Raw genomic sequence first — 22,678 nt, forward strand, 5'->3', positions numbered from 1 at the left:
CTTCAATCAAGAGCCCAAGATCATGAATATCAAACAGCCACAATACATCTTCTCCGCACTTGCCCTGGCGGTCGTCGTCGGACTGAGCGGACCGGCTCTGGCCCAATCGGCGGCAGGTTCTAGCCCAGGTGCTGCAGCACCCTCTGCCGCATCCAAGGCGGCACAGCCACAGGTAGATGACAAGGCCGCCCGGGAAGCCGATAAAAAGCGTGCCGAGCTCACTCAAGACGCCATCACTGCGCTCACCAAGACCCAGGAGGCTTTGACACTCCTTGATGCAAAGAAGACCAAGGAGGCGCTCGCTGCGCTGGAACTGGCCAGCGGAAAGCTGGAACTGGTATTGGCGCGTGAGCCAAAACTTGCTTTGGCGCCCGTCGATGTAAGCGTCATCACCCATGACATCCACGCCGACGTGGAATCGGTCAAGAAAGCGGTCAAGTTGTCTCGGGAGTTGTTGGATGATGGCGAGGTGCAAAAGGCACGGCCCATTGTTGCCAATCTTGCCAGCGAAATCGTGATCGAAACCGACAACCTGCCGATGGCAACGTACCCGGCAGCGATCAAGTCGGCCGCACGGCTCATCGACAGCGGCAAGATCGACGACGCCAAGGCGGAACTCGCCCGAGCACTGAACACGCTGGTGGTGACCTCGGTCGCCTTTCCTCTGCCCGTGCTACGGGCTGAAGCCGCGATGGCAAAAGCTGAAAAGCTGGCCGAGACCGACAAGCGCGATGCCAAGCAGAACGAGGAGCTCAGCGCCCTGCTGGCCTACGTGCGCACGGAAATCGAGCTGGCGCAGATCCTGGGTTATGGCAAGAAGGCGGACTTCAAGCCCATCTTCGATCAGGTGAAGTCCATTGAGCAAAAGTCGGCTGGTGGCAAAAGCGGCAAGGGATGGTTCGACGAGTTGAAGACGCGCATCCAAAAGCTGTTTTGAGGTGATGAAGGGGCTGACTGCTCTGTCGGTCAGTCTCGCGATGTTCGCAGTCAGCCCCAATAGATTCGCCTATTTTCACTATCTCATACGAGGCATATCACCATGAATGAGCAAACACCGAATCCCAATGCGACGAACGAAGGAATAAACGAACAGGCCGCGGTAAGCAGCCTTCCTGTCAGTCCAGAGTCCAAGCCTGAAGTCGTCACGGAGGTACAGCCTGAGGTTCAGAAGGAAACGGACTCGCTGGCGGCAGACAAACGTAAACAAGTCCTCGATGAGGCCGTCTCGGCCTTGGCGCTGACCAAATCAGCGCTGGCCGCACTTGACGGCAAGGACGCTGCACGCGCATTGGCAACGCTGGCCGAAGTGACGGGAAAGCTGGAGCTGATCGTTGCGCGCGAACCCACGCTCGCCCTGGCCCCCGTTGATGTGCGCACCATCGTGCACGACTTGTTCGCCAACACGGAAACCATTGAGGCGATGACCGACGAGGCGCTGGATGCCCTCAAACATGGCGAGGTGCAACAGGCTCGCCACGTGCTGGCTTTGCTGGCCAGTGAAATCGTGATCACGGTCACCAACATCCCTTTGGCGTCCTATCCCGCAGCCGTGAAGGCAGTCGTGCCGCTGATCGATCAGGGCAAGATCGAAGAAGCCAAAGCCGCGCTGCAGGCAGCGCTCAGCACGCTGGTCGAGACGCGCAGCGTGCATCCGCTGCCCGCCCTGCGCGCCAGGCTGCTCCTGAAGCGCGCCGAGACCTTGGTAGAAGATGGTCAGCGGAGCGAAGCGTCCAATGAGAGCCTGGAGACATTATTGAACGAAGCGCGGCAGCAGTTGGAAATGGCAGAACTGCTGGGCTATGGAAAGAAGAAGGACTTTGAGCCCCTGTATGCTGAACTCAAGAAAGTCAAGCAAAAGACGGCTGGGGGAGGCGGCGGAAAAGGCTGGCTCGATGAAATCAAGGCAAAACTGTCCAAGTTGTTCTGAAACCCCTGGAGAGGGGGCGCATAGCGCCCCCTCTCCAGTCCCATGAGTGTTTGATTTTTTATTTTGTATAGATCTTTAGGAGATATTGCATGAACACAGACACCATCGCTAATTCCAATGCGGATGACCCCACCAAAGCACTGTGTTCGCTGAGCCAAAATTGGTGGCTTTTTGTGCTGCGCGGTGTCTTGGCATTGATTTTTGCAGCCCTTGCGTTCTGGATGCCACAATCGGCTCTGTTGGCCATGACCATCATGTTCGGCGCATTTTCCTTGGTCAATGGCGCTTTCAACTTGGTTGCAGCGGTGCGCCATATCCAGAAAAAAGAGCGCTGGGGCTGGCTGCTGTTCAGCGGCATTGTCGGCATACTTACCGGCGTCGTCGTCCTGGTTGCTCCTTGGGTCGCCACGATGGTCATGGCTTCTTTTTTATGGGCTAGCGTGGGGTTCTGGGCGATTTTCACCGGTGTGCTGGAGATATCCGCCGCCGTTCGGCTGCGTCAAGAAATCAAGGGTGAAATCTGGCTTGCCTTCAGTGGACTGCTCTCGATTGTCCTTGGCGCTATCGTCTTGTGGATATTTTTTTCCCGTCCGGTCGAGTCATTCCTGGCCGCAGGCTGGCTGTTGGGCTTCTATGCGGCAGTCTATGGTGTCACGCTTTTGTTCTTGAGTTGGCGTCTTCGCAAAACGCGCCAGGGATAAGAGCGGGTCAAACTAAATTCTATGGATATGAGCATTTTCGGTTCGTGCCTCCATAGAAATGACATCGAAGGAGTCATACATGCAGATTCAATATAGCTATCGAGCTATCGACAAAGAGTTTCATGAACCTTGGCAGAGAGCTTTGGGAAATGTGATCGAGCGCGACCTCAAGCCATTGCTCGACAAACACACTAAAGATTCAGTGCGACTTCAAATCGTCCTTGATCGCGACAAGATCAAGCGGCAATTTCTGGCCAGTGGCTATATGCACCTGCCCGGCAAAAAGACTGTCAGCGTTACTGCATCACATGACGAGCTGACGCCCCTCGCGCAGATGCTCGCACAGTCGTTGTTCCGTCAGGCCAAGAAGCATTTTGACCGACTGCATGCTCAGGATCAAATCAAGCGCAAAGCACGACGCGAGCGCTTGCGCGAGCTCAAGGTGCGAATTGCCGCAAAACCCGCGTCAGCCGCCCATGAGGCCAAAGAGACCCGAATGCCTCTACTGTCGAAACTTGAGGCTGTCGCAAGGCGTGAGCTGGCTTATCTGCGGGCCGTCGGCGATTTACCGCGCGATTATCCGACGCTGCGCGACGTGGTGGATGAAGCGATTGTCCAAGCTGAGGTTGGATGGCAATCCGTGCCGGGGGAAAAAGAGGCTTACACCGGTCTTTTGAAGCATCTGTTCGCCGTCCTGGATAACGAAGTGGCAAACAGCCGGCAATTTGGCGAATTCGTTTCTCTGGACGCGCCGGTCGAAGCGGATGCCCAGGACGTCGCCGAGGCCATGGTGGAAGAGGAAGTCTTCGAATTTTATCAGCCCGATGACACACTCAGGCTGGCCGATATCATCGCTGACAGTCAGCATCCCGATGCCGCAACGATCGCGGAACAGGAGGAGCTAGTTGATCGGTCGAGCGAGTTCGCTTTTGCATTCGACCTGCTGAAGGACATGCCGCGTTTGTGGCGGCGCATTTTTCTGCTTATCCGTGTGGACGGGCTGGATGCCAGCAGCGTCTCTGAAATCCTGCTGATTCCTAGTAAGGAAGATACTGTCCAAAGGTGGCTCATGCAGGCCGAAGCGTTTATCGCTGCTCATTTGGAAGAGGCCGGAGTAAGCAAAGACGGGAACGATTGGCTCCAAGGCGTTGATTGGTCGGCATTGTCTGTGACCCGAAGCGCGGCAGCCTCACTGTGGTCCAAGGAGGCGAACCATGAAGAATGATCTTCACCTCGTCTGTCCGCATTGCCAGTCCATCAACCGCGTACCGACTGCGAAGCTATCGGAACATCCCAACTGCGGCCGCTGCCAGCAGCCCTTGTTCACGGGCGAGCCCATCGAGTTGACCACGGCGACGTTCTCGCGCCACGTGGAGCGCAGCGATTTGCCGCTGCTGGTCGATTTCTGGGCGCCATGGTGCGGGCCGTGCAAGATGATGGCCCCGCAGTTCCAGCAAGCGGCGCGCCAGCTCGAACCCAGGGTCAGGCTGGCCAAGGTCAATACCGAGGCAGAACCCCACCTGGCCGCGCAGTTCGGCATCCGCAGCATTCCGACGCTCGCCCTGTTCCAGGGTGGGCGGGAGATCGGGCGTCAGGCCGGCGCCATGGGCGCGCAGGACATCGTGCGCTGGGTATCGGCACAGCTTGGGCGCTGACCGATGCAGGGCCTGCTGGGCGTTACGCTGAGTCTGCTGGCGGCGTGCAGTCTGGCGGCCGTGGTGACGGCTGCGCTCAGAGTGCCCGCCTTGCTGGGTTACCTCGCCGCCGGCGCCTTACTGGGCCCCTCAGTCACCGGCGTGATCGCGCCGGGAGAAGCGCTTGATTTTCTGTCCGAGCTGGGCGTGGCGCTGCTGCTGTTCATGGTCGCACTGGAATTCTCCCTCGGGCACTTTTGGCTCACTCGCAAGACCGTACTGGTGGCTGGCAGTTTGCAGATGGTCGTTGTGGCCGCACCTCTGACCCTGATGCTGATGGGGTTGGGGCAGCCAGCTCAGAGCGCTGCGCTGCTCGGCGCTGCGGCGGCCATGTCTTCCACGGCGCTGGTCAGCCGGCAGTTGGCCGACCAGGGTGAACTCACCACACGCCATGGCCGCAGCGCCATCGCCGTGCTGGTCTTTCAGGACCTGGCCAGCGTGCCCCTGCTGGCCCTGCTGGCGATCTGGGCGCGCGGCGAGTCGCCGAAGATCGAGAGCGTGCTGCTCGAAGTGTTGGGCGTGCTGATGTTGTTCGCGGCAGCGGCCCTCGCCTCCCGTCGTCTGTTGCATGGCCTGCTGGGCTGGGTGGCGCGGCAGGGCCACGAAGAATCCTTCGTGCTGGTTTCCTTGTGCGTGGTGGTGGCTGCCGCCGCTGCTGCACACGCGGTCGGCGTATCCGCCGCCCTGGGTGCGTTTTTGGCCGGCATGGTGCTGGGCGAGAGCGACTTCCGTCACCACATGGAAAGCCACCTCAAACCGTTTCGCGATGTGTTGTCGGGGGTGTTCTTCGTGACCATCGGCCTGCAGTTGGACGGAGCGCAGATTCTTTCGGCACCACTGGCGGTGTTCGCGTGGCTGGCAGTGCTGGTACCGGTCAAGATCGGGCTCAACACCCTGGCCTTGCGGGCGGCGCGCCTGTCCGCCCTCGATGCCTGGCGCACGGGCATAGCGTTGGGGCATGGCGGCGAGTTCGCCCTGCTGTTGTTGGGCATGGTCTTGCAGCAGCATCTGATTCCCGCGACCGTCGTACAACCCATGCTGGTCGCGCTGGTGCTCAGCATGGCCTTGGCACCGCTGCTGATCCGCCATCACGATGTACTTGCCCGGTTCTTGAGCCGCACCGGCGGCGTCATTCAGCCACCCCAGGCTGAAGAAGTCGAGATCGCCGCGCAGACAGCGCGATTTCGAGACCACGTCATCATCTGCGGCGCGGGCGAGCTTGGCCTGACAGTCAGCGAGATTCTTCGCCACGCCGGCGTGGCGCATCTGCTGCTGGAGGCGGACGCGCAGAAGGTAGAGGCCGCGCGTGCCGCCGGCGTGCCGGTGTTCCATGGCGATGCGAGTCGGCCCGATACCCTGCTGGCTGCCGGGTTGGCGCAAGCGCGTCTGGTGGTGCTCACGTTCGACCATGCCCAGCAAGTGCTGCGCATCGCCCTGGCGATTGCCGAGCGCCGTCCGGTGCTGACCTTGTGGGTGTCATGCAGAAGTACGACCACGGCCGATGCATTTCGCGCCAAGCCCAACGTGCGTGTGTACCAGCAATCCTTTGCCGCAGGCCTTGGGCTGGCGGAACAAGTGATGTCGTCGCTTGGCATGTCGGCCGAGCTCGTCGAACGAAACATCAGTGCTATGCGCCGCCGTCTCGACAGCGGCAATGTCGCAGGGAGTCCATCTGCATGAAGTCAACAGGCCGCAATCCATTTCAGGTCTTACGTGACCAATGGGCCATCATGAGTTTATACGAGCGCTTCGAGCAGGTCGTCGCGCTCGTGCTGTCGGCGGTGATTGCCGTCATCATCGTGGTGTCGCTGGTCCAGCTCATCTCCATCGTCTTCACGATGCTGGTTCTCGATGCCTTCAATCCCCTGGATCACGGGGTATTCCAGAGTGTGTTCGGCATGATCATGACGCTCTTGATCGCGATGGAGCTCAAGCATTCCATCGTGCGCGTGGCGCTGCGTCGGGACAGCATCATCCAGGTCAAGACCGTGATCCTCATCGGCCTGATCGCGCTGGCGCGCAAGTTCGTGATCCTCGACCCCGAGGCGAGCCCTGGCAAGATCGCCGCGCTTGCAGGCGCCACGCTGGCGCTTGGTGCCACTTACTGGCTGCTGCGCGAGCGCGAGGACCGCGCCGCCGAGACATCTGAGCATGACCCGTCATCATCCCAGTGACCCGCGCACGGCGCTGTTGCAACACCGCTGGCTCAACCGCCTGCAGACCGGACTGTTGGTCCTGACCCTGGTCGGGATCGCAGCCGCAGCAGGGAGACTGCCGTTTGGGGAAGGCGGCCTGTGGCTCGCGCTGTTTGCCGTTGCAGGTGCGTTGCTGCTGGAACCGGTAGCCGCGTCGGCGCTGAGCTTGCGCCTGTACCGCGTACGGGCCTTGCACCCGCAAGAAGCCCACGAGATGTGGGCCCTGTTGCGCGAGCTGCCCGCCCGTGCCGGTTTGCCCGCCACGCCGGTGCCGCACTATGTGCCCAGTGCCGTCGTCAACGCCTTCGCCACCGGATCGAAGCAGGAGGCATCGATCGCCCTCACCGATGGCCTGCTGCGCCGCCTGAGCCCTCGCGAGCTGGCGGGTGTGCTCGCGCACGAGATCGCGCACATCACCAATGAGGATCTGCGCGTCATGGGGCTGGCGGATTCCGTCAGTCGCCTCACGAGCCTGCTGGCCCTCATGGGACAAATCGCGATCCTGCTCAACCTGCCCGCGCTGCTGGTTGGCGCGGCGGAGGTCTATTGGCCTGGTCTATTGTTATTGGCCGCATCGCCCCAGCTGGCCCTGCTCGCACAGCTCGGCTTGTCTCGCGTGCGTGAGTTCGACGCTGACCGCCTCGCGGCGGAACTGACTGGCGACCCGCAGGGGCTGGCGTCCGCGCTGGCGAAAATCGAGCGGGTCAGCCGCTCCTGGCGCGCCTGGTTGTGGCCGGGATGGGGCAATCCCGAACCCTCCTGGTTGCGCACGCATCCGGCCACGCAAGAACGCATCTCACGCCTACTGACGTTGGCGCCTGGGCCAGCATCAGCGTTGCCACTCCACGCGCCCCATTTCTTGCCGGAATCCGCTGTGACGCCGCGCCCACCGCGCTGGCGCCCGAGCGGGCTGTGGCGCTGATTGCCTATCAACAGGAGACTTCTCATGGCCTACCCCGACCCGTACCAACGTCCCGCGCCGGACCACTTCGTCCGGCGCTGGCTCTTCATCACCGCCTGTATTGCCGCGCTCATGCTGCTGTGGCAGTTCCTGCCCGCCATCGAGGCCTGGTTCAGTCCGCGCGAGGCGGCAGATCGCACCGTGACGGCGCGTGGCGATCTGGCGGCGGACGAGAAAGCCACCATCGAACTGTTCGAGAAATCGCGCGCCTCGGTGGTCTACATCACTACCGCACAATTGGTACGCGATGTCTGGACGCGCAACGTCTTCTCCGTGCCGCGCGGCACTGGCTCGGGCTTCATCTGGGACGACGCCGGCCACGTCGTCACTAACTTCCACGTCATCCAGGGCGCGTCCGAAGCCACCGTCAAACTGGCCGACGGCCGCGACTACCAGGCCGCACTGGTGGGGACGAGCCCCGCGCACGACATCGCTGTGCTCAAGATCGGCGTCGGTTTCAAGCGCCCGCCGGCCGTGCCGGTCGGCACCAGTGCCGACCTCAAGGTGGGTCAGAAGGTGTTCGCTATCGGCAACCCCTTCGGCCTGGACTGGACGCTCACCACCGGCATCGTCTCCGCGCTCGACCGCTCGTTACCCGGAGAAGCGGGCGGCCCGGCCATCGATCACCTGATCCAGACCGACGCCGCCATCAACCCTGGCAACTCCGGTGGGCCGCTGCTCGATTCGGCAGGAAGGCTCATCGGCATCAACACGGCGATCTATAGCCCCTCCGGCGCCTCGGCCGGGATTGGTTTCGCCGTGCCGGTGGACACCGTCATGCGCGTAGTCCCGCAACTCATCAAGACCGGTAAGTACATCCGTCCGGCGCTGGGCATTGAAGTGGACGAACAGCTCAATCAGCGCCTGCTGGCACTGACGGGAACCAAGGGCGTGTTCGTGTTGCGTGTTACCCCTGGTTCGGCAGCGCACAAGGCCGGCCTCGCGGGTGTCGAAGTCACGCCGCAAGGCATCGTGCCCGGCGACCGCATCACCGGTGTTGATGGCAAGGCGACGGACGATGTGGCCAAACTGCTCGCGCGGCTAGACGACAGGAAGGTCGGCGATGTGGTGGTCTTGTCAGTGGAGCGGGCCGGCAAATCGCGCGAGGTGCGTGTGGAGCTGCAACCCGGGAATTGATTGAACTGAACCTGTGGATCAGGCGGTAGTGCAGCGTCGCGGCGATTGAGGTTCTCAGGTCTTCGGCCAGGTAGCGTTCCGCCTCAACCTCCGTAATTTTCGGATGCGATCTGCCTATCCGAATAGGCAAGCATGCAACGCCGGAGCCTCTTGCCAATCATCGAAGGAGAAAGCGAGGCGCAATCCGCATGAGGTGGACGCAGGCCAGGAACGAGGCAAACAGGAGGCCGCATTGGAACTCAGACTACTGCGCTATTTCGTTGCGGTCGCGGAAGAACTGCATTTCGCGCGAGCGGCCGAGCGCCTTGGCGTAGAACAATCGCCTGTGTCGCGCGCAATGCGAAATCTCGAAGCCACGCTCGGCGTGCAGTTGTTCGACCGCAGCGCGCACCAGACGCGACTGACCTGGGCCGGTCAAGTGTTCCTCGGTGAGTGCCGGCGCGTGCTGGCCACCGTGGAGCAGGCGGTGAGTGCCGCAAAGGCGGCGGCGCAGGGCTATCAGGGTTATCTGCGCATCGCCATCTGCGACAGCTTGGCGCAGCCCCACATTGCCACCTTGCTGGCGCGCAGCCGCGAGGAAGAGCCCGAACTGGAGATTCGCGTCTTCGAGCTGCCTTTCGCGCAGCAGCTCAAGGGCCTGCACAACGATCTACTGGACATCGGCTTTGCGCTGTCGGACGCGGTGAGCGAAGGCCTTGTCGCCGAGCCCGTGTGGACCGATCCTCTGTCGGTGATCGTGCCCGTGCGCCACCCCTTGTTGGCGCACGCGGAAGTGCCATTGGATGAAGCCTTGAAGTTTCCGTTGGTACTGTGCCATCCGGACGCGGGATCGGGCTGCCACCACCAGATCCAGGCGGTGCTTCAATGTGCGTCCAAGCCGCTCAAGCTGGTAGATCAGGTGACGAGCCTAGGCGTGATGCTGACTCTGGTCGGTGCCGGTTATGGCCTAGGTTTCGCCATTGCCTCGCAGGTGCAGACCCTGAACCGCCCCGACATAACCGTTCGCCCCTTGGCCGGCACGCCGCCCATGCTGTCCACCTACCTGCTGCGCCGCAGCGCCGAACCCTCTGAGCCCATGAAGCGGTTTCTGCAGCGCGCACGCGAGGAGTTCTGCCAAAGGGAGATGAACCGGCCTCGTGACGTTGAGCGCTCGGGTACATTGGCTACTGCTGGCTGTCCATGGCTCGCACTGGACTTGCTCGGAGCGCGCGTTGACCAAGCGTGGTTTTCAGTCCATAGTTATGTCCATCTCGGTTCGCCGAGTGCGGAAAACTCGTTATCAATCAACGAGTTGGGAACACGATGATGTTCCCTTCACCCGCTCCAAAAATACTGAAAAGCCCGATGTGCCTTGCGCCCATCGGGCTTTTTCTTTGGGCGCGCCTGTCGCGGCAATTTTCAAAAGCCAGGCAGCGCTTGGGTGTCACCCCAGCAAGCCCCCTCGATCTGCAGCATGCGCAGCTTGGTGGCTGTGCCGCCGGTGGCAGAGAAGCCGCCCGCCTGAAACCCCGCACCCAGCACCCGGTGGCAAGGCACCACGGGCGCAAACGGGTTCAGGCCCAGTGCCTGGCCCACGGCGCGTGCCAGGCCTTTGCTGCCCAGTTGCTCGGCGATGTCGCCGTAGGTGCGGACTTGGCCGGGTGGAATGGCGCGGGTGATGGCGTACACGCGTTGGTGAAAGTCTGACACCTGGGTCATGTCCAGCACCACCTCGCGCAAGTCCAGCTTGTGCCCCTGCAGCAGCGCCTGTATGCCTTGGATGGCAGCAGCAGCATCGGGTGGCGGGGTCGCTGCATGACAAGGGCCGCTGGCGCGCAGCAACCGGGCCACCGTGGCCGCGTCGTCCTGCTCGGGCAACTGCACCGCGCGCAAGCCTGCGGCGCCCCATGCCAGAGCGCAACGGCCCACGGCCGTGTCGAACAAGGCATGGCCCAGCGCGGGGCTGGGCCGCATGGATGGCTCACGCATTGCTATACAAACAATAGCTGCCTGCGCTTATATCTCAAGCGCTAGCGGCCCATTTGGCTTCAAAAGCACGGCCAGCACTGCCGGTGCTCAGTCTTCGCTACGCAAAGCCGCGCGCAGCTTGGCGCCCAATTCAGGCTTGCCGGCAAAGGGGTCGGTGGGGTTGCGCACCTGCAGCACATCTTCCATGCGCGTCTGCACCGAAGCCAGCGCCTGAGGATGGCTGTAGATGTAGAACTGGCCTTGCGCGGCCGCGTCGAACACTTTCTGCGCTACCTCGGCTGCCGTGACCTTGCCGCTGCCCACGGCCTTGTCGCTCATGGCCTGGCCGATGAGCTGGCTCTTGGTGGGCTTTTCAGAACGCAGGTCCTGCGGGCGGTTGCGGTGGCTCTGGCTGATGCCGGTGGGCACAAAGTACGGGCACAGCACGCTGGCGCCAATCTGGTCGGTGACCAGCGACAGGTCCTGGTACAGCGTTTCAGACAGCGACACCACGGCGTGCTTGCTCACGTTGTAAATGCCCATGTTGGGCGCGTTCAGCAGGCCAGCCATGCTGGCCGTATTGATGATGTGGCCACGCCAGGCGGGGTCGGCCTTGGCAGCCGCCAGCATCATGGGGGTGAACAGGCGCACGCCATGCACCACGCCCCACAGGTTCACACCCAGCACCCATTCCCAGTCTTTGACCGAGTTCTCCCACACCAGGCCACCAGCGCCCACACCGGCGTTGTTGAACACCAGATGGGGGGCGCCAAAGCGCTGCTGCACATCAGCGGCCAGTTGTTCCATCTGGGCGGCGTTCGACACATCGACCTTGCGGGCCAGCACCTGGCTGCCTGCGGCCTGCATCTCGGCAGCGGCGGCGTCCAGCGCGTCTTGCTGCACATCCACCAGCACCAGGTTCATGCCCAGGCGCGCGCCAATGCGGGCACATTCCAGTCCAAAGCCCGAGCCTGCGCCGGTCAGCACCGCCGTCTTGCCAGCAAAGTTGTCGATCATGTTTTTATCTCCTTGAGTTTGTTGTTGGATGTTCTGTGAAGGGCACGGCCCGCGCCGTGCTTCAGCCAGCAGCCTTCTTCAGCACGTATCCGATGCGCGGAAAGTGCACATGCACCGTGCCTGCGCGCGGGTCGGTACGGCGCAGGGTGTAGCGGGTGCGGGTGGCGGCCAGCAGCTCGCCTTCGGTTACTTCAGTGCCGAAGCTCTCGGCAGCAATTTGCACCTGGCTGCCCAGTGCAATGCCGTGCTCGTCCTGAAAAATATCGTCCAGCAGCGGCATGGGTTCGGCCCCTGCCGCCACGGTGATCGCGTCGGTAGCGCTGAATTTTTCGATGCGCCCCTGGCCCAGTGCCTCGATGCGGTCCATCCACTCCAGCACGGCGGGGGTGGCGTCAAAGATGCTGTCCATCAACGGCACCACGCGGCGGGTGAACCACAGCGGGTGGTAGGCGGCAAAGTCGGCCACGCAAGGCTCGGTGCCGAAGAGGAAGTCGTGCTCTTCCACCATGTGCGCAATGCGCCGCAGGTACGAGCGGTAGGCGGCCGTAGCGTCTTGCGGGCGCTGGCGCACCATGCCTGCACTCATGGCCTTGCGGTCTTCTGCAAACGCCTGGGCGGCAGCGGGCGGCAGGCTGGCAAACAGCATCTCAGCGCCTTTGGGCTGCAGGTTGTAGGCCATGGAGGCCCAGAACAGCGTGCTGTCGGCCCACTGCGCAAACACGCGCGACACACCCTTGAGGTGCGGCGGGTACAGCACCGGTTCAGGCTGGATGTGCTCCAGCACGTCGCAGATCAGTGCGGTGTCGCAATAAATATCCGCCCCCACCTGCAGCACGGGGGTTTTGCGGTAGCCGCCCGTCAGGGCCACCAGATCAGGTTTGGGGCTGATGCTGGGGATGATGACGGACTTCCACGCCAGTTGTTTGAACCCCAGCACTGAGCGGATTTTTTGCGCAAAGGGCGATGAGGGGTAGTGGTGAAGAATCAGGGCAGACATGGCGAAATCTCCTGTACAGCGTTTTCAACCAAAAGCACTTGCGTGTGCACTGCGGCGTAACAAGCTGGGGCACACGCGCGGCGCGCCCGTTCAGCCCTGCACCACGGGTGGGGTCCACAGCATTTCGATGTGGGGGATGTCATCTTCGAGGTATTCGTCCGACACCGCCACAAACCCAAAGCTGCCGTAAAAGCGCTGCAGGTGCGCCTGCGCACTGATGCGCACCGCCCTGCCCGGCCACACCTGCTGGCAGCGGGTCAGCCCTTCGGCCACCAGCAGACGGCCGGTGCCGTTGCCACGCGCTTCCTTGGCGGTGACCACGCGGCCAATGGAGGGCTCGGGGTAGTTCACGCCCGGGTCCACCACGCGCAGGCAGGCCTGTAGCACGCCCGCCTCGTCGTAGCCCAGCAGGTGATAGGACTGCTTATCAGCGCCATCCGGGTCCTGGTACGGGCCCTGCTCCAGGATGAACACCTTGCAGCGCAGGGCCAGCGCATCGTGCAGCGCATGCACGCCCAGGTCGTCAAAGCGGGCCCAGACCCAGCGCAGCATCATTAGCTCATTCCCCGCAGCGGGATATTCAGCGAGGCCTGTGTAACTGGCGCGAACCAGGCCAGGGCCGCCGTGCAAGGGCCGCCCCGCCGCACGGGCGGCGTCCCCCTTGGGGGGGAAGACGCGAAGCGGCTCAGGGGGGGCTTCATACCAGCTTGACCAGTTGCTTGCCAAAGTTCTTGCCTTTGAGCAGGCCCAGGAACGCCTCGGGTGCGGCAGCAATGCCCTGGGCAACCGTCTCGCGTGGGCGCAGTTTGCCGGTGCCCACCAGCATGCCCAGCTCCTTGAGCGCATCGGGCCACACTTCCATGTGTTCGCTCACGATGAAGCCCTCGACCTTCATGCGGTTAATCAGCATGAGCGCAGGGTTGGCCATGGGCAAGGGTGCGCCGTCGTAGCCAGCGATCATGCCGCACAGGGCGATGCGGCTGAAGGCGTTCATGCGCAGCATCACCGCGTCCATGATCCAGCCGCCCACGTTTTCAAAGTAGCCGTCGATGCCGTTGGGGCAGGCTTCCTTGAGTGCCTTGGACATGGCTTTCACGTCGCCGTGCACCTTGTAGTCAATGCAGGCGTCAAAGCCCAGCTCTTCAGTGGCGTACTTGCACTTGTCCGCACCACCGGCAATGCCCACCACACGGCAGCCGCGGGCTTTGGCCAGGGCAGCAAACGCGCTGCCCACCGCGCCGGTCGCAGCGCTCACAACCACGGTGTCGCCTTCCTTGGGGGCAATGATCTTGACCAAGCCATACCAGGCCGTCACGCCGGGCATGCCGACGGCGCCCAGGTAGTGCGACAGCGGCACATGGGTCGTATCGACCTTGCGCAGCGCACCAGGGGCATTGGCATCCACCACGCTGTACTCCTGCCAGCCGCCCATGCCCACCACCTTGTCGCCCACGGCGTACTTGGCGTTGCGGCTTTCCACCACCTCGCCCACCGTGCCGCCAATCATCACTTCGCCCAGGGGCTGCGATGCCGCGTAGCTCTTGCTCTCGTTCATGCGGCCGCGCATGTAGGGGTCCAGACTCAGGTAGTGGTGGCGCACCAGCACCTGGCCATCGGCCAGCGCAGGGGTCTCTGCCGACACCAGCTTGAAGTTGCTGGCCACGGCTTCGCCCTGGGGGCGGTTGTCGAGGAGGATCTGCTGATTGATGGGCATGGAAAATCCTTTTGCTATGGTTTCAATAGCTGCCAGCGCTTTATCTGCAAGCGCCAGAGGCCAAAAATAGGCTCTTCTAGCGAATAGTAGTGATGGAAATCGCCGCACGTCTGTAAACGACGATTTCGACGTACGACATTTATCGAGTGCATCACTAGCATTCGCTAGAAGAGCCCAAAAATACTTGAAGTGCTGGTTTGCACTTCGCCGCTTCAGTCCGTCGAGACAGACTTGAGCTGGTTGATGTTGCGCCCGTCCACCGGCAGGCGCTTGACGTACTTGAACGTGCCGGTGGCATGGCTGCAGATGCGCCCTGCCGTGTCATACACCGAGCCTTCGGTGAAAGCCAGCGTGGCCGTGCGGTGAATCAACCGCCCCTTGGCCACCAGCGGGCCCTTGGCGGGCTGCATGAAGCTGGTCTTCATCTCGATGGTAACCACGCCCATGTCCGGCGTTTCGCTGCGCGCGGCCGTGGCCATGGCCACGTCCAGCAGGGTCATCGACGCACCGCCGTGCGTCACGTCAAAGGAATTGAAATGCTCGGGCTTGGCCTCGTAGTGCAACTCTGACCCACCACCTTCCATGCGGTGCAGGGTGAAGCCCAGGTGGGTGACAAAGGGGATTTCAACGCCAAAACTTTTCAAAACAATTCCTCGGTGGGCAAATTAGGAGACGCGCGTGAGGCAGGCCAGGGACCGTCCCGCCGCGCTGGCGGGCTCCCCTTCCCGGCAAAGCCGAGAGAGGGGGACACCGGCAAGGCCGCGCAGGCAGTTGTACTCTAGTTCAACCGCCTGTGACCACGCTCACACCCCCATCCACCGCCAGCCACTGGCCGGTGATGTGCTTGCCCGCATCCGACGCATACAGCACGCACAGGCCCTTCAGGTCCTCATCGTCGCCCAGGCGGCCCAGTGGTGCGCCGGCCTTGAGTTTTTCCTCGCCCAGGGCCTTGAGCGTGCCCACCGTCATCTTGCTGGGGAAGAAGCCGGGGCAGATGGCGTTCACACGGATGTTGTACTTGCCCCATTCGGCCGCCAGCGCGCGGGTGAAGTTGATCACCGCGCCCTTGGACGTGTTGTAGGCAATGGTATTCATGCCGCTGGGGTTGCCACCCAGGCCGGCGATGGACGCCACGTTGATGATGCTGCCCTGCTTGCGGGCAATCATGCTGTGCTTGGCGATGTGCTGGCTCAGGATGAAATAACCGCGCACGTTCAGGTTCATCACCTTGTCCCAGGCGTCCACAGGGTGGTCTTCGGCGGGCGAGCCCCAGGCGGCGCCTGCGTTGTTGACGAGGATGTCCACATGGCCGCCCAGGCGGCGAATGGCTTCGTCGGCCAGGGTGCGGATGTCGGCCTCGTTGGCGCAGTCGGCTGCAATCCATTGCGCATCAATGCCAGCGGCTTTCAGCTCGGCAACGGCCTCTTCCAGGTCAGACGCCTTGCGCGAGCTGAGCAGCACCTTGGCACCGGCTTCGCCCAGCGCGTGGGCCAGTTGCAGGCCCAGGCCGCGCGAGCCGCCGGTGACCAGGGCGGTCTTGCCCTTGAGGTCGAAGAGTTGCTGGATGGTGCGATGGGTCATGGTGTGTCTCCTTGTGTTTGCAATCGGGGTTGGGCGCCGCTAACGGTTCACGGCCCGGCGCCGCACCGCTGTGGCAGCTGCCTTTGCGGTGTGTGCCGCACATTGTGGTGATGCAGGCGGCACAACCGTGTCGCCTGCGCGATCCTGCGCGCGGGGGCTTCCCGCGCGCGGTGCTGGGCGCCTCAGAACGCGTCTTCCGGCATCCGTGCGCAGGTGGCGTCGCGGGTGCTGACCACCTGCAGCCAGGCACCAATCTTGGGCAACTCGTAATGGAAGAAAAACTGCATGGCACCCATGCGGCCCACGCTGGCCGGTTGTGCCACGGCAGCGTCTTTGGCCAACGTCGCCAGGGCCAAATCCAGCCACACCCATGCCAGCACCGTGTGGCCGAATGCCTGCATGTAGGGCACGGCATTTGCCAAGGCGTCACCGGGCTCGCCCGTGGCCCACGCAGCCTTGGTGGCGGCACCCACCTGCTGCAAGGCGCCAGCCAGTGCGTTGGCATGTGCGGCCAGGCGCGGCACCTGCAGGGCACGCTGCACGGTGCCGTTGATGCGGCCTGCCAGCAAGGTCAGGCCTTTGCCACCTTCCATCAGTACCTTGCGGCCCAGCAAATCCATGGCCTGGATGCCATGCGTGCCTTCGTGGATCATGTTCAGGCGGTTGTCGCGCCAGTACTGCTCTACCGGGAAGTCGCGCGTGTAGCCGTAGCCGCCGTGGATCTGGATGGCCAGGCTGTTGGCCTCCAGGCACCACTCGCTGGGCCAGCTCTTGGCGATGGGGGTCAGCACCTCCAGCAGCAGGCGGGCTTCGTCGGCGGCTTCGGGGGTGCCTGTGTGCTGCTCGTCCACCAGCAAAGCGCAATACAGATTCAACGCCAGGGCACCCTCGCCGTAGGCCTTTTGCGCCAGCAGCATGCGCTTGATGTCTGCGTGCTCAATCAAGCGCACTTGGGGGGCGCTGGCGTCCTTGCCGCCCTTGCCCGCAGCGCTGGCGCTGCTTGACTGGATAGGGCGGCCTTGGGGACGGTTCTTGGCGTAATCCAGGCTGGCGTAGTAGCCTGCCAGGCCCAGCATGGTGGCAGCCATGCCAATGCCAATGCGCGCCTCGTTCATCATGTGAAACATGCACTTGAGGCCATCGCCCGGCTTGCCAACCAGGTAGCCAATGGCGCCGCTGCCGGCGCCGTCCAGGCCTGCGCCCGCAGCGCCGCGCACGGGGTACTTGCCTTCGCCAAAGTTCAGCAACGTGTTGGTGGTGCCGCGCCAGCCCAGCTTGTGGTTCAGGCCCGCCAGCGCCACGTCGTTGCGCTCGCCGGTCAGATGGCCTTCGGTGTCCACCAGCTTCTTGGGCACGATGAACAGCGAGATGCCTTTGACGCCCGGAATCAGTTTGCCGTCTGGCCCTGGAATCTTGGCCAGCACCAGGTGCACGATGTTTTCCGTCAGCTCATGGTCGCCCGAGCTGATCCACATCTTGTTGCCCTTGAGGCGGTAGCGCGGGCCCAGCGGATCGGCTTCAAATCCTTCACCATCCGGCACGGCGCGCGTGGCCACGTCTGACAGCGAAGAGCCCGCCTGCGGCTCTGACAGGCACATGGTGCCTGACCAGCGGCCATTGAATTCATTGAGCGCGAACACCTGCTTTTGCAGGTCGGTGCCATGCACCATCAGCAGGTTGGCGTTGCCCGAGGTGAGCAGGTTGGACCCGATGCTGATCGACGCCGCCGCAAAGAAGCTGTTGGCCGCAGCCTCGACCGTGTAGGGCAGTTGCATGCCGCCAATGTCGTAGTCCTGCGCGGCGCTCAGCAGGCCGGATTCCGCATAGGCGCGACGTGCTTCATAAGTGGCCTGCGGCAGCACCACGCGCAGCGTGCCATCGGGCTCGGTTTCGGTGCGAGGCTCTTCCAGATCGACCAGCCGGTTGAACGGCGCGTACTTCTCGCGGGCGATGCGTTCGGAGGTGTCGAGCACGGCATCGAAGGTCTCACGCGAATGGTCGGAAAAGCGCGAACGCTGCTGCAGCGTCTCGGCCTCAAGCCATTGGTAGAGCAGGAAATCCAGGGTGTGGCGCAGGGAGGAGGTCATGCAGAAATTATGGGGAATGCAGCCCCGCAATCCCTGTCTTGTGCGCGACGGGCATGGGCCTGCGATGGCAAGCTAAACCCCCTCGCTCTAGTGCGACACCCGCGCGCGAAGGTGCTTTTGTTGGGGCGGCACTTTAAAATGCGCAACTTCTCGAAAGAACCGTCATGGCCATAGCCATGAAAGGCTTTCATTCTTGCAGCCAAATGTGGTGAAGATGACTAAGCCTTTCATATCTCTGTGCCCCGAGATCACTCGGGCCGACGCGTTCAATCTCATGGACTGGCTGGAGGACGAGCACGTCACCCGCTACCTGAGCGATTCCCGCCACGTTTCCCGCTTCATTGAGCAAGTCGTCGGCCGGGTGCAACTCCCCATCCTCACCCATCTGTTCAACCAGGGCGGCCGCTTCTTCATGGCGTATGACCGTGATGATGTGCCGGTGGGGTTTGTGCGCCTGGTCAAAATGGGTAGAGATTGTGAGATGGTGCTGGTCATCGGCAACCGCGAGAACTGGGGCCGCAAGCTGGGCGCCAGTGCGATTCGCGAAGGCATGAAGCTCGCCTTCTTCGACATGCGGGCCGAAAAGCTGATCGCCAAGATCCATGCCGACAACGCACGCTCGCGCAAGGCCTTTGAGCGCTGCGGCTTTCTGCTCGAAACCCAGACCCCTGCCCTGCACTCCCTGGCCATGACGTCGGAGCGCTACCTGCGCCTGCTGCGCGAAAACCCCGCAGAACACGTCACCCACATCCACATCACCGAAATTGACAAGGCGCGGCTCAGAAACATGCTCGCCTTCGAAGAACCCTCGGGCATTTTCGAGCTGGAGCACGAAATCGAGCGCGCCATCGTGGTGGACCCGCTGGCCGTAGCGAGCGATGTGGTGACCATGAACTCCAAGGCCGTGGTGCAACTGGACGACGAGGCCATGGAAGTGGCACTGGTCTACCCCGAAGACGCAGACGACAGCGCAGGCAAACTCTCGGTCTTCTCAGACATGGGCACCGCCATCCTGGGCTACAAGGAAGGCGACACTTTTGCGTGGCGCTTGCGGAACCGCACCCGCCACATCCGGATTGAAAAAGTGCTGTACCAGCCCGAGGCGGCTGGCGACTTCCACCTGTAATTCAAGCCTTTTCGGCACCCAGCGCTCATCCAGTAAGCGCCAGCAGCTATCAAAAATGAAGCAAAAAGCCCCGCGCAGGCCTTTGGCTGCGCGGGGCTTTTGGGTTGGCTGACAGGCGACGAATCAGCGCTTACAGCACTTCAAACACGCCCGCAGCGCCCATGCCGCCACCAATGCACATGGTCACGCACACGCGCTTGGCACCACGGCGCTTGCCTTCAATGAGGGCGTGGCCCGTGAGGCGCTGGCCCGACACACCATAGGGGTGGCCCAGGGCAATGGCGCCGCCGTTCACGTTCAGGCGGTCGGCCGGAATGCCCAGCTTGTCGCGGCAGTACAGCACCTGCACGGCAAAGGCTTCGTTCAGCTCCCACAGGTCGATGTCCTGCACCGTGAGGCCCAGCTTCTTCAGCACCTTGGGCACGGCAAACACGGGGCCAATGCCCATTTCATCAGGCTCGCAGCCAGCCACCGCAAAGCCGAGGAAGCGGCCCAGGGGCTTGAGGCCCTTCTTGCTGGCGTACTCTTCGCTGGTGACCACGCAGGCACCGGCGCCATCAGAGAACTGGCTGGCATTGCCGGCCGAAATCAGGCCACCGGGCAGCGCCGAGCGCAGGCCGCTGATGGCCTCCACGGTGGTGCCTTCGCGTGTGCCTTCGTCCTTGCTCACCGTGACTTGCTTGGTGATCAGGCCCAGCGTCTTGTCGGCCACACCGGCCGTCACGGTGATGGGGGCGATTTCAGCGTCGAACAGGCCAGCGGCCTGGGCTGCGCAAGCCTTTTGCTGGCTGGCAGCACCGTATTCGTCCATGGCTTCGCGGCCGATGTTGTAGCGCTTGGCCACTTGCTCGGCGGTTTGCAGCATGCTCCAGTAGATCTCGGGCTTTTGCTTGGCCAGGGCCAGGTCCTGGATCATGTGCAGGTTCATCTCTTGCTGCACGCAGGAGATGCTTTCGACGCCACCGGCCACGAACACATCGGCCTCGCCAGCGATGATGCGTTGCGCTGCCATGGCAATGGTCTGCAGGCCCGACGAGCAAAAGCGGTTGACGGTAACGCCCGATGCCGTGATGGGCAGGCCCGCTTTCAGCGCAATCTGGCGCGCGATGTTGCTGCCCGTGGCCCCCTCAGGCGTGGCGCAACCCATGATGACGTCGTCCACGTCGGCGCCGTCGATGCCTGCACGCAGCACAGCGTGCTGCACGGCGTGGCCACCCAGCGTGGCGCCGTGGGTCATGTTGAAAGAGCCCTTCCAGCTTTTGGCAAGCGGCGTGCGGGCGGTGGAAACAATCACTGCGGATGTCATGTGAATTCCTTTATTCGGTAATGCGGTGCAAGCGGCTGCTTACTGGAAGGCCTTGCCTTCAGCGGCCAGCTTGACCAGGAGCGGTGCGGGCGCCCAGGCGCTGGCGTCGTCCATGGGGTTCTGGGCAAAGCGGTTCATGGCTAGCACCACGTTGAACAGGCCGACTTCGCTGGCGTAGTGCATGGGGCCACCACGGTGGATGGGGAAGCCGTAGCCCGTCACGTACACCATGTCGATGTCGCCGGACTTGCTGGCAATGCCCTCCTCCAGAATCTTGGCGCCTTCGTTCACCAGCGCGAACACCAGGCGCTGCACGATTTCCTCGTCGGACACCTTGCGCGGAGGAACGCTCAGCGTCTTGCGGTGTTCTTCGATCATCTTGTTGACCACATCGCTCGGAATCGCATCGCGCTTGCCGGCCTGGTAGTCGTACCAGCCTGCGCCAGTCTTCTGGCCGAAGCGGCCCATCTCGCACAGCAGGTCTGCCGTCTTGCTGTACTTCATGTCGGGCTGCTCTACCGCACGGCGCTTGCGAATCGCCCAGCCAATGTCGTTGCCTGCCAGGTCGCCCATGCGGAAGGGGCCCATGGCAAAGCCGAACTTCTCGATGGCCTTGTCCACCTGCTGGGGCGTGCAGCCTTCGTCCAGCAGGAAGCCGGCTTGCTGGCTGTAGCGCTCGATCATGCGGTTGCCGATGAAGCCATCGCACACGCCCGAGACCACGGCGGTCTTCTTGATCTTCTTGGCCACAGCCATCACGGTGGCCAGCACATCCTTGGCAGTTTCCTTGCCACGCACCACTTCCAGCAACTTCATCACGTTGGCAGGGCTGAAGAAGTGCATGCCCACCACGTCCTGCGGACGCTTGGTGAACGCAGCGATCTTGTCCACATCGAGTGTGGACGTGTTGGAAGCCAGGATGGCGCCGGGCTTGGCCACAGCGTCGAGCTGCTTGAACACAGCTTCCTTCACGCCCATCTCTTCAAACACGGCTTCGATGATGAGGTCGCAGTCTTTCAGGTCGTCATAGCTCAGAGTAGTGCTCAGCAACGCCATGCGCTGTGCGTACTTGTCTTCCTTGAGCTTGCCCTTCTTGACCTGGGCTTCATAGTTCTTCTTGATCGTGGCCACACCACGGTCCAGGGCTTCCTGCTTGGTTTCCAGAATGGTGACAGGAATGCCTGCGTTCAGGAAGTTCATGCTGATGCCGCCACCCATGGTGCCTGCACCGATCACGCCCACTTTTTGAATGTCGCGCTTGGGGGTGTCAGAAGGCACGTCTGGAATCTTGCTGGCAGCACGCTCTGCAAAGAACAGGTGGCGCAGTGCGCGCGATTCAGGCGTCCACATCAGGTTGATGAACAGCTCGCGCTCGTACGCCAGGCCATCGGCAAACTTGCGCTTGGTGGCGGCTTCCACGGCGTCCACGCACTTGGCGGGCGCAGGGAAATTCTTGGCCATGCCTTTGACCATGTTGCGCGCAAACTGGAAGTACGCGTCGCCTTCGGGGTGCTTGCACGGCAGGTTGCGCACCAGGGGCAGTGGGCGCACATCGGCAACGCTGGCCGCAAAAGCCAGGGCTTCTTCAGCCAGGGCTTCGGGCGATGCAGCCATCTTGTCGAACAGCTTCTGGCCGGGCACCGCACCGATCATTTCGCTCTTGACGGGCTCGCCGCTCACGATCATGTTCAGCGCGGCCTCGACACCCACCACGCGAGGCAGGCGTTGCGTGCCACCGGCACCGGGCAGGATGCCCAGCTTCACTTCGGGCAGCGCCACCTGACAACCCGGGGCGCCCACGCGGTAGTGGCAGCCCAGGGCCAGCTCCAGCCCCCCGCCCATGCACACCGTGTGAATGGCAGCCACCACGGGCTTGCCAGAGTTCTCCACCGCGTTGATGACGGAGTGCAGGTTGGGTTCCTGCATCGACTTGTCGGTACCGAATTCCTTGATGTCGGCCCCGCCGGAGAAGGCACCGCCAGCGCCCGTGATGACGATGGCTTTGACGGCGGCATCGGCATTGGCCCGCTGCAAACCGTCCACAATGCCTTGCCGGGTGGCAAGACCAAGCCCGTTGACGGGCGGGTTCGACATGGTGATCACGGCAATAGAGCCGTGGACTTTGTATTCAGCGGTCATGCTGTTGTCCCTTGCAAAGTAAAAAAGAACGGTCGTGCGATTTTATTGTAGTGGCTGAGCGTGACTTTGCCAGTGACAGAGCGTGTCTGTTTGTCCCGCTTGGGACAAAACAAGGGAAACACCGCACTGCGGCGCCCCATCCAAAAAAA

The 22,678-nt window shown here is 62.5% G+C and carries 20 protein-coding genes and 1 pseudogene; 11 read left to right on the forward strand and 10 right to left on the reverse strand.

What is annotated here, in order from left to right:
• Positions 1 to 22 precede the first annotated feature (22 nt).
• From yfdX1 to IHV84_RS08025, 10 genes and pseudogenes are all read left to right on the forward strand, one after another.
• Positions 23 to 937, forward strand: a complete 915-nt coding sequence (gene yfdX1, locus IHV84_RS07980; protein WP_198846456.1) for a heat resistance protein YfdX1 — start codon at positions 23 to 25, stop codon at positions 935 to 937.
• A 102-nt stretch (positions 938 to 1,039) separates the two neighbouring features.
• Positions 1,040 to 1,927, forward strand: coding sequence for a heat resistance protein YfdX2 (gene yfdX2 / locus IHV84_RS07985; protein ID WP_198846457.1), 888 nt, complete (start codon positions 1,040 to 1,042; stop codon positions 1,925 to 1,927).
• A gap of 89 nt (positions 1,928 to 2,016) precedes the next feature.
• Complete coding sequence (hdeD-GI, locus tag IHV84_RS07990) at positions 2,017 to 2,628, forward strand: heat resistance membrane protein HdeD-GI (protein ID WP_066785458.1); 612 nt, start codon at positions 2,017 to 2,019, stop codon at positions 2,626 to 2,628.
• Positions 2,629 to 2,707: 79 nt separating this feature from the next.
• Complete coding sequence (locus IHV84_RS07995) at positions 2,708 to 3,853, forward strand: hypothetical protein (RefSeq protein ID WP_198846458.1); 1,146 nt, start codon at positions 2,708 to 2,710, stop codon at positions 3,851 to 3,853.
• Positions 3,843 to 4,283, forward strand: coding sequence for a heat resistance system thioredoxin Trx-GI (gene trx-GI, locus IHV84_RS08000; protein ID WP_198846459.1), 441 nt, complete (start codon positions 3,843 to 3,845; stop codon positions 4,281 to 4,283). Before IHV84_RS07995 ends, trx-GI begins: the two co-directional genes overlap by 11 nt.
• 3 nt (positions 4,284 to 4,286) lie before the next feature.
• Complete coding sequence (gene kefB-GI, locus IHV84_RS08005) at positions 4,287 to 6,002, forward strand: heat resistance system K+/H+ antiporter KefB-GI (RefSeq protein ID WP_198846460.1); 1,716 nt, start codon at positions 4,287 to 4,289, stop codon at positions 6,000 to 6,002.
• Positions 5,999 to 6,496: a heat resistance protein PsiE-GI gene (psiE-GI, locus tag IHV84_RS08010; protein WP_198846461.1), complete on the forward strand. Its 498-nt coding sequence runs from the start codon at positions 5,999 to 6,001 to the stop codon at positions 6,494 to 6,496. The genes kefB-GI and psiE-GI overlap by 4 nt, the downstream gene beginning before the upstream one ends.
• Positions 6,474 to 7,439, forward strand: coding sequence for a zinc metalloprotease HtpX (locus IHV84_RS08015; protein WP_198846462.1), 966 nt, complete (start codon positions 6,474 to 6,476; stop codon positions 7,437 to 7,439). The genes psiE-GI and IHV84_RS08015 overlap by 23 nt, the downstream gene beginning before the upstream one ends.
• Before the next feature lie 24 nt (positions 7,440 to 7,463).
• On the forward strand, positions 7,464 to 8,615 hold the full coding sequence (locus tag IHV84_RS08020; protein ID WP_198846463.1) for a S1C family serine protease: 1,152 nt from the start codon (positions 7,464 to 7,466) through the stop codon (positions 8,613 to 8,615).
• 232 nt (positions 8,616 to 8,847) lie between these two features.
• Positions 8,848 to 9,755: pseudogene (locus IHV84_RS08025) on the forward strand (LysR family transcriptional regulator).
• Between the two features lie 258 nt (positions 9,756 to 10,013).
• Here IHV84_RS08025 and IHV84_RS08030 read toward each other — a convergent pair.
• The 8 genes from IHV84_RS08030 to IHV84_RS08065 form a co-directional block, all read right to left on the reverse strand.
• Positions 10,014 to 10,568 (reverse strand): methylated-DNA--[protein]-cysteine S-methyltransferase, encoded by a 555-nt coding sequence (locus IHV84_RS08030; protein ID WP_198846464.1) that lies wholly within the window; start codon positions 10,566 to 10,568, stop codon positions 10,014 to 10,016.
• A 102-nt stretch (positions 10,569 to 10,670) separates the two neighbouring features.
• Positions 10,671 to 11,579, reverse strand: a complete 909-nt coding sequence (locus IHV84_RS08035; RefSeq protein ID WP_198846465.1) for an SDR family oxidoreductase — start codon at positions 11,577 to 11,579, stop codon at positions 10,671 to 10,673.
• Between the two features lie 61 nt (positions 11,580 to 11,640).
• A complete protein-coding gene (locus IHV84_RS08040; RefSeq protein WP_198846466.1) occupies positions 11,641 to 12,576 on the reverse strand; it encodes a glutathione S-transferase family protein in 936 nt (311 codons plus the stop codon).
• Positions 12,577 to 12,666: 90 nt separating this feature from the next.
• Positions 12,667 to 13,131, reverse strand: coding sequence for a GNAT family N-acetyltransferase (locus IHV84_RS08045; RefSeq protein ID WP_198846467.1), 465 nt, complete (start codon positions 13,129 to 13,131; stop codon positions 12,667 to 12,669).
• Positions 13,132 to 13,273: 142 nt separating this feature from the next.
• Positions 13,274 to 14,290 (reverse strand): NADP-dependent oxidoreductase, encoded by a 1,017-nt coding sequence (locus IHV84_RS08050; RefSeq protein WP_198846468.1) that lies wholly within the window; start codon positions 14,288 to 14,290, stop codon positions 13,274 to 13,276.
• Positions 14,291 to 14,502: 212 nt separating this feature from the next.
• Positions 14,503 to 14,934, reverse strand: coding sequence for a PaaI family thioesterase (locus tag IHV84_RS08055; RefSeq protein WP_198846469.1), 432 nt, complete (start codon positions 14,932 to 14,934; stop codon positions 14,503 to 14,505).
• 139 nt (positions 14,935 to 15,073) lie between these two features.
• Complete coding sequence (locus IHV84_RS08060) at positions 15,074 to 15,871, reverse strand: SDR family oxidoreductase (protein ID WP_198846470.1); 798 nt, start codon at positions 15,869 to 15,871, stop codon at positions 15,074 to 15,076.
• 182 nt (positions 15,872 to 16,053) lie between these two features.
• A complete protein-coding gene (locus IHV84_RS08065; protein ID WP_198846471.1) occupies positions 16,054 to 17,958 on the reverse strand; it encodes an acyl-CoA dehydrogenase in 1,905 nt (634 codons plus the stop codon).
• A gap of 214 nt (positions 17,959 to 18,172) precedes the next feature.
• On the opposite strand from IHV84_RS08065, the gene IHV84_RS08070 reads away from it, so the two are divergent.
• Entirely contained in the window at positions 18,173 to 19,084 is a 912-nt protein-coding gene (locus tag IHV84_RS08070; RefSeq protein WP_198846472.1) for a bifunctional GNAT family N-acetyltransferase/nucleoside diphosphate kinase regulator, read from the forward strand.
• Positions 19,085 to 19,214: 130 nt separating this feature from the next.
• Here IHV84_RS08070 and IHV84_RS08075 read toward each other — a convergent pair whose 3' ends face one another.
• Both IHV84_RS08075 and IHV84_RS08080 read right to left on the reverse strand, forming a co-directional pair.
• Positions 19,215 to 20,390 (reverse strand): acetyl-CoA C-acyltransferase, encoded by a 1,176-nt coding sequence (locus tag IHV84_RS08075; protein WP_044398446.1) that lies wholly within the window; start codon positions 20,388 to 20,390, stop codon positions 19,215 to 19,217.
• Positions 20,391 to 20,429: 39 nt separating this feature from the next.
• Entirely contained in the window at positions 20,430 to 22,529 is a 2,100-nt protein-coding gene (locus IHV84_RS08080) for a 3-hydroxyacyl-CoA dehydrogenase NAD-binding domain-containing protein (RefSeq protein ID WP_067512033.1), read from the reverse strand.
• Between the last annotated feature and the right edge of the window lie 149 nt (positions 22,530 to 22,678).

It is taken from the genome of Acidovorax sp. IB03, assembly GCF_016406015.1.
Lineage (GTDB): Bacteria > Pseudomonadota > Gammaproteobacteria > Burkholderiales > Burkholderiaceae_C > Acidovorax > Acidovorax temperans.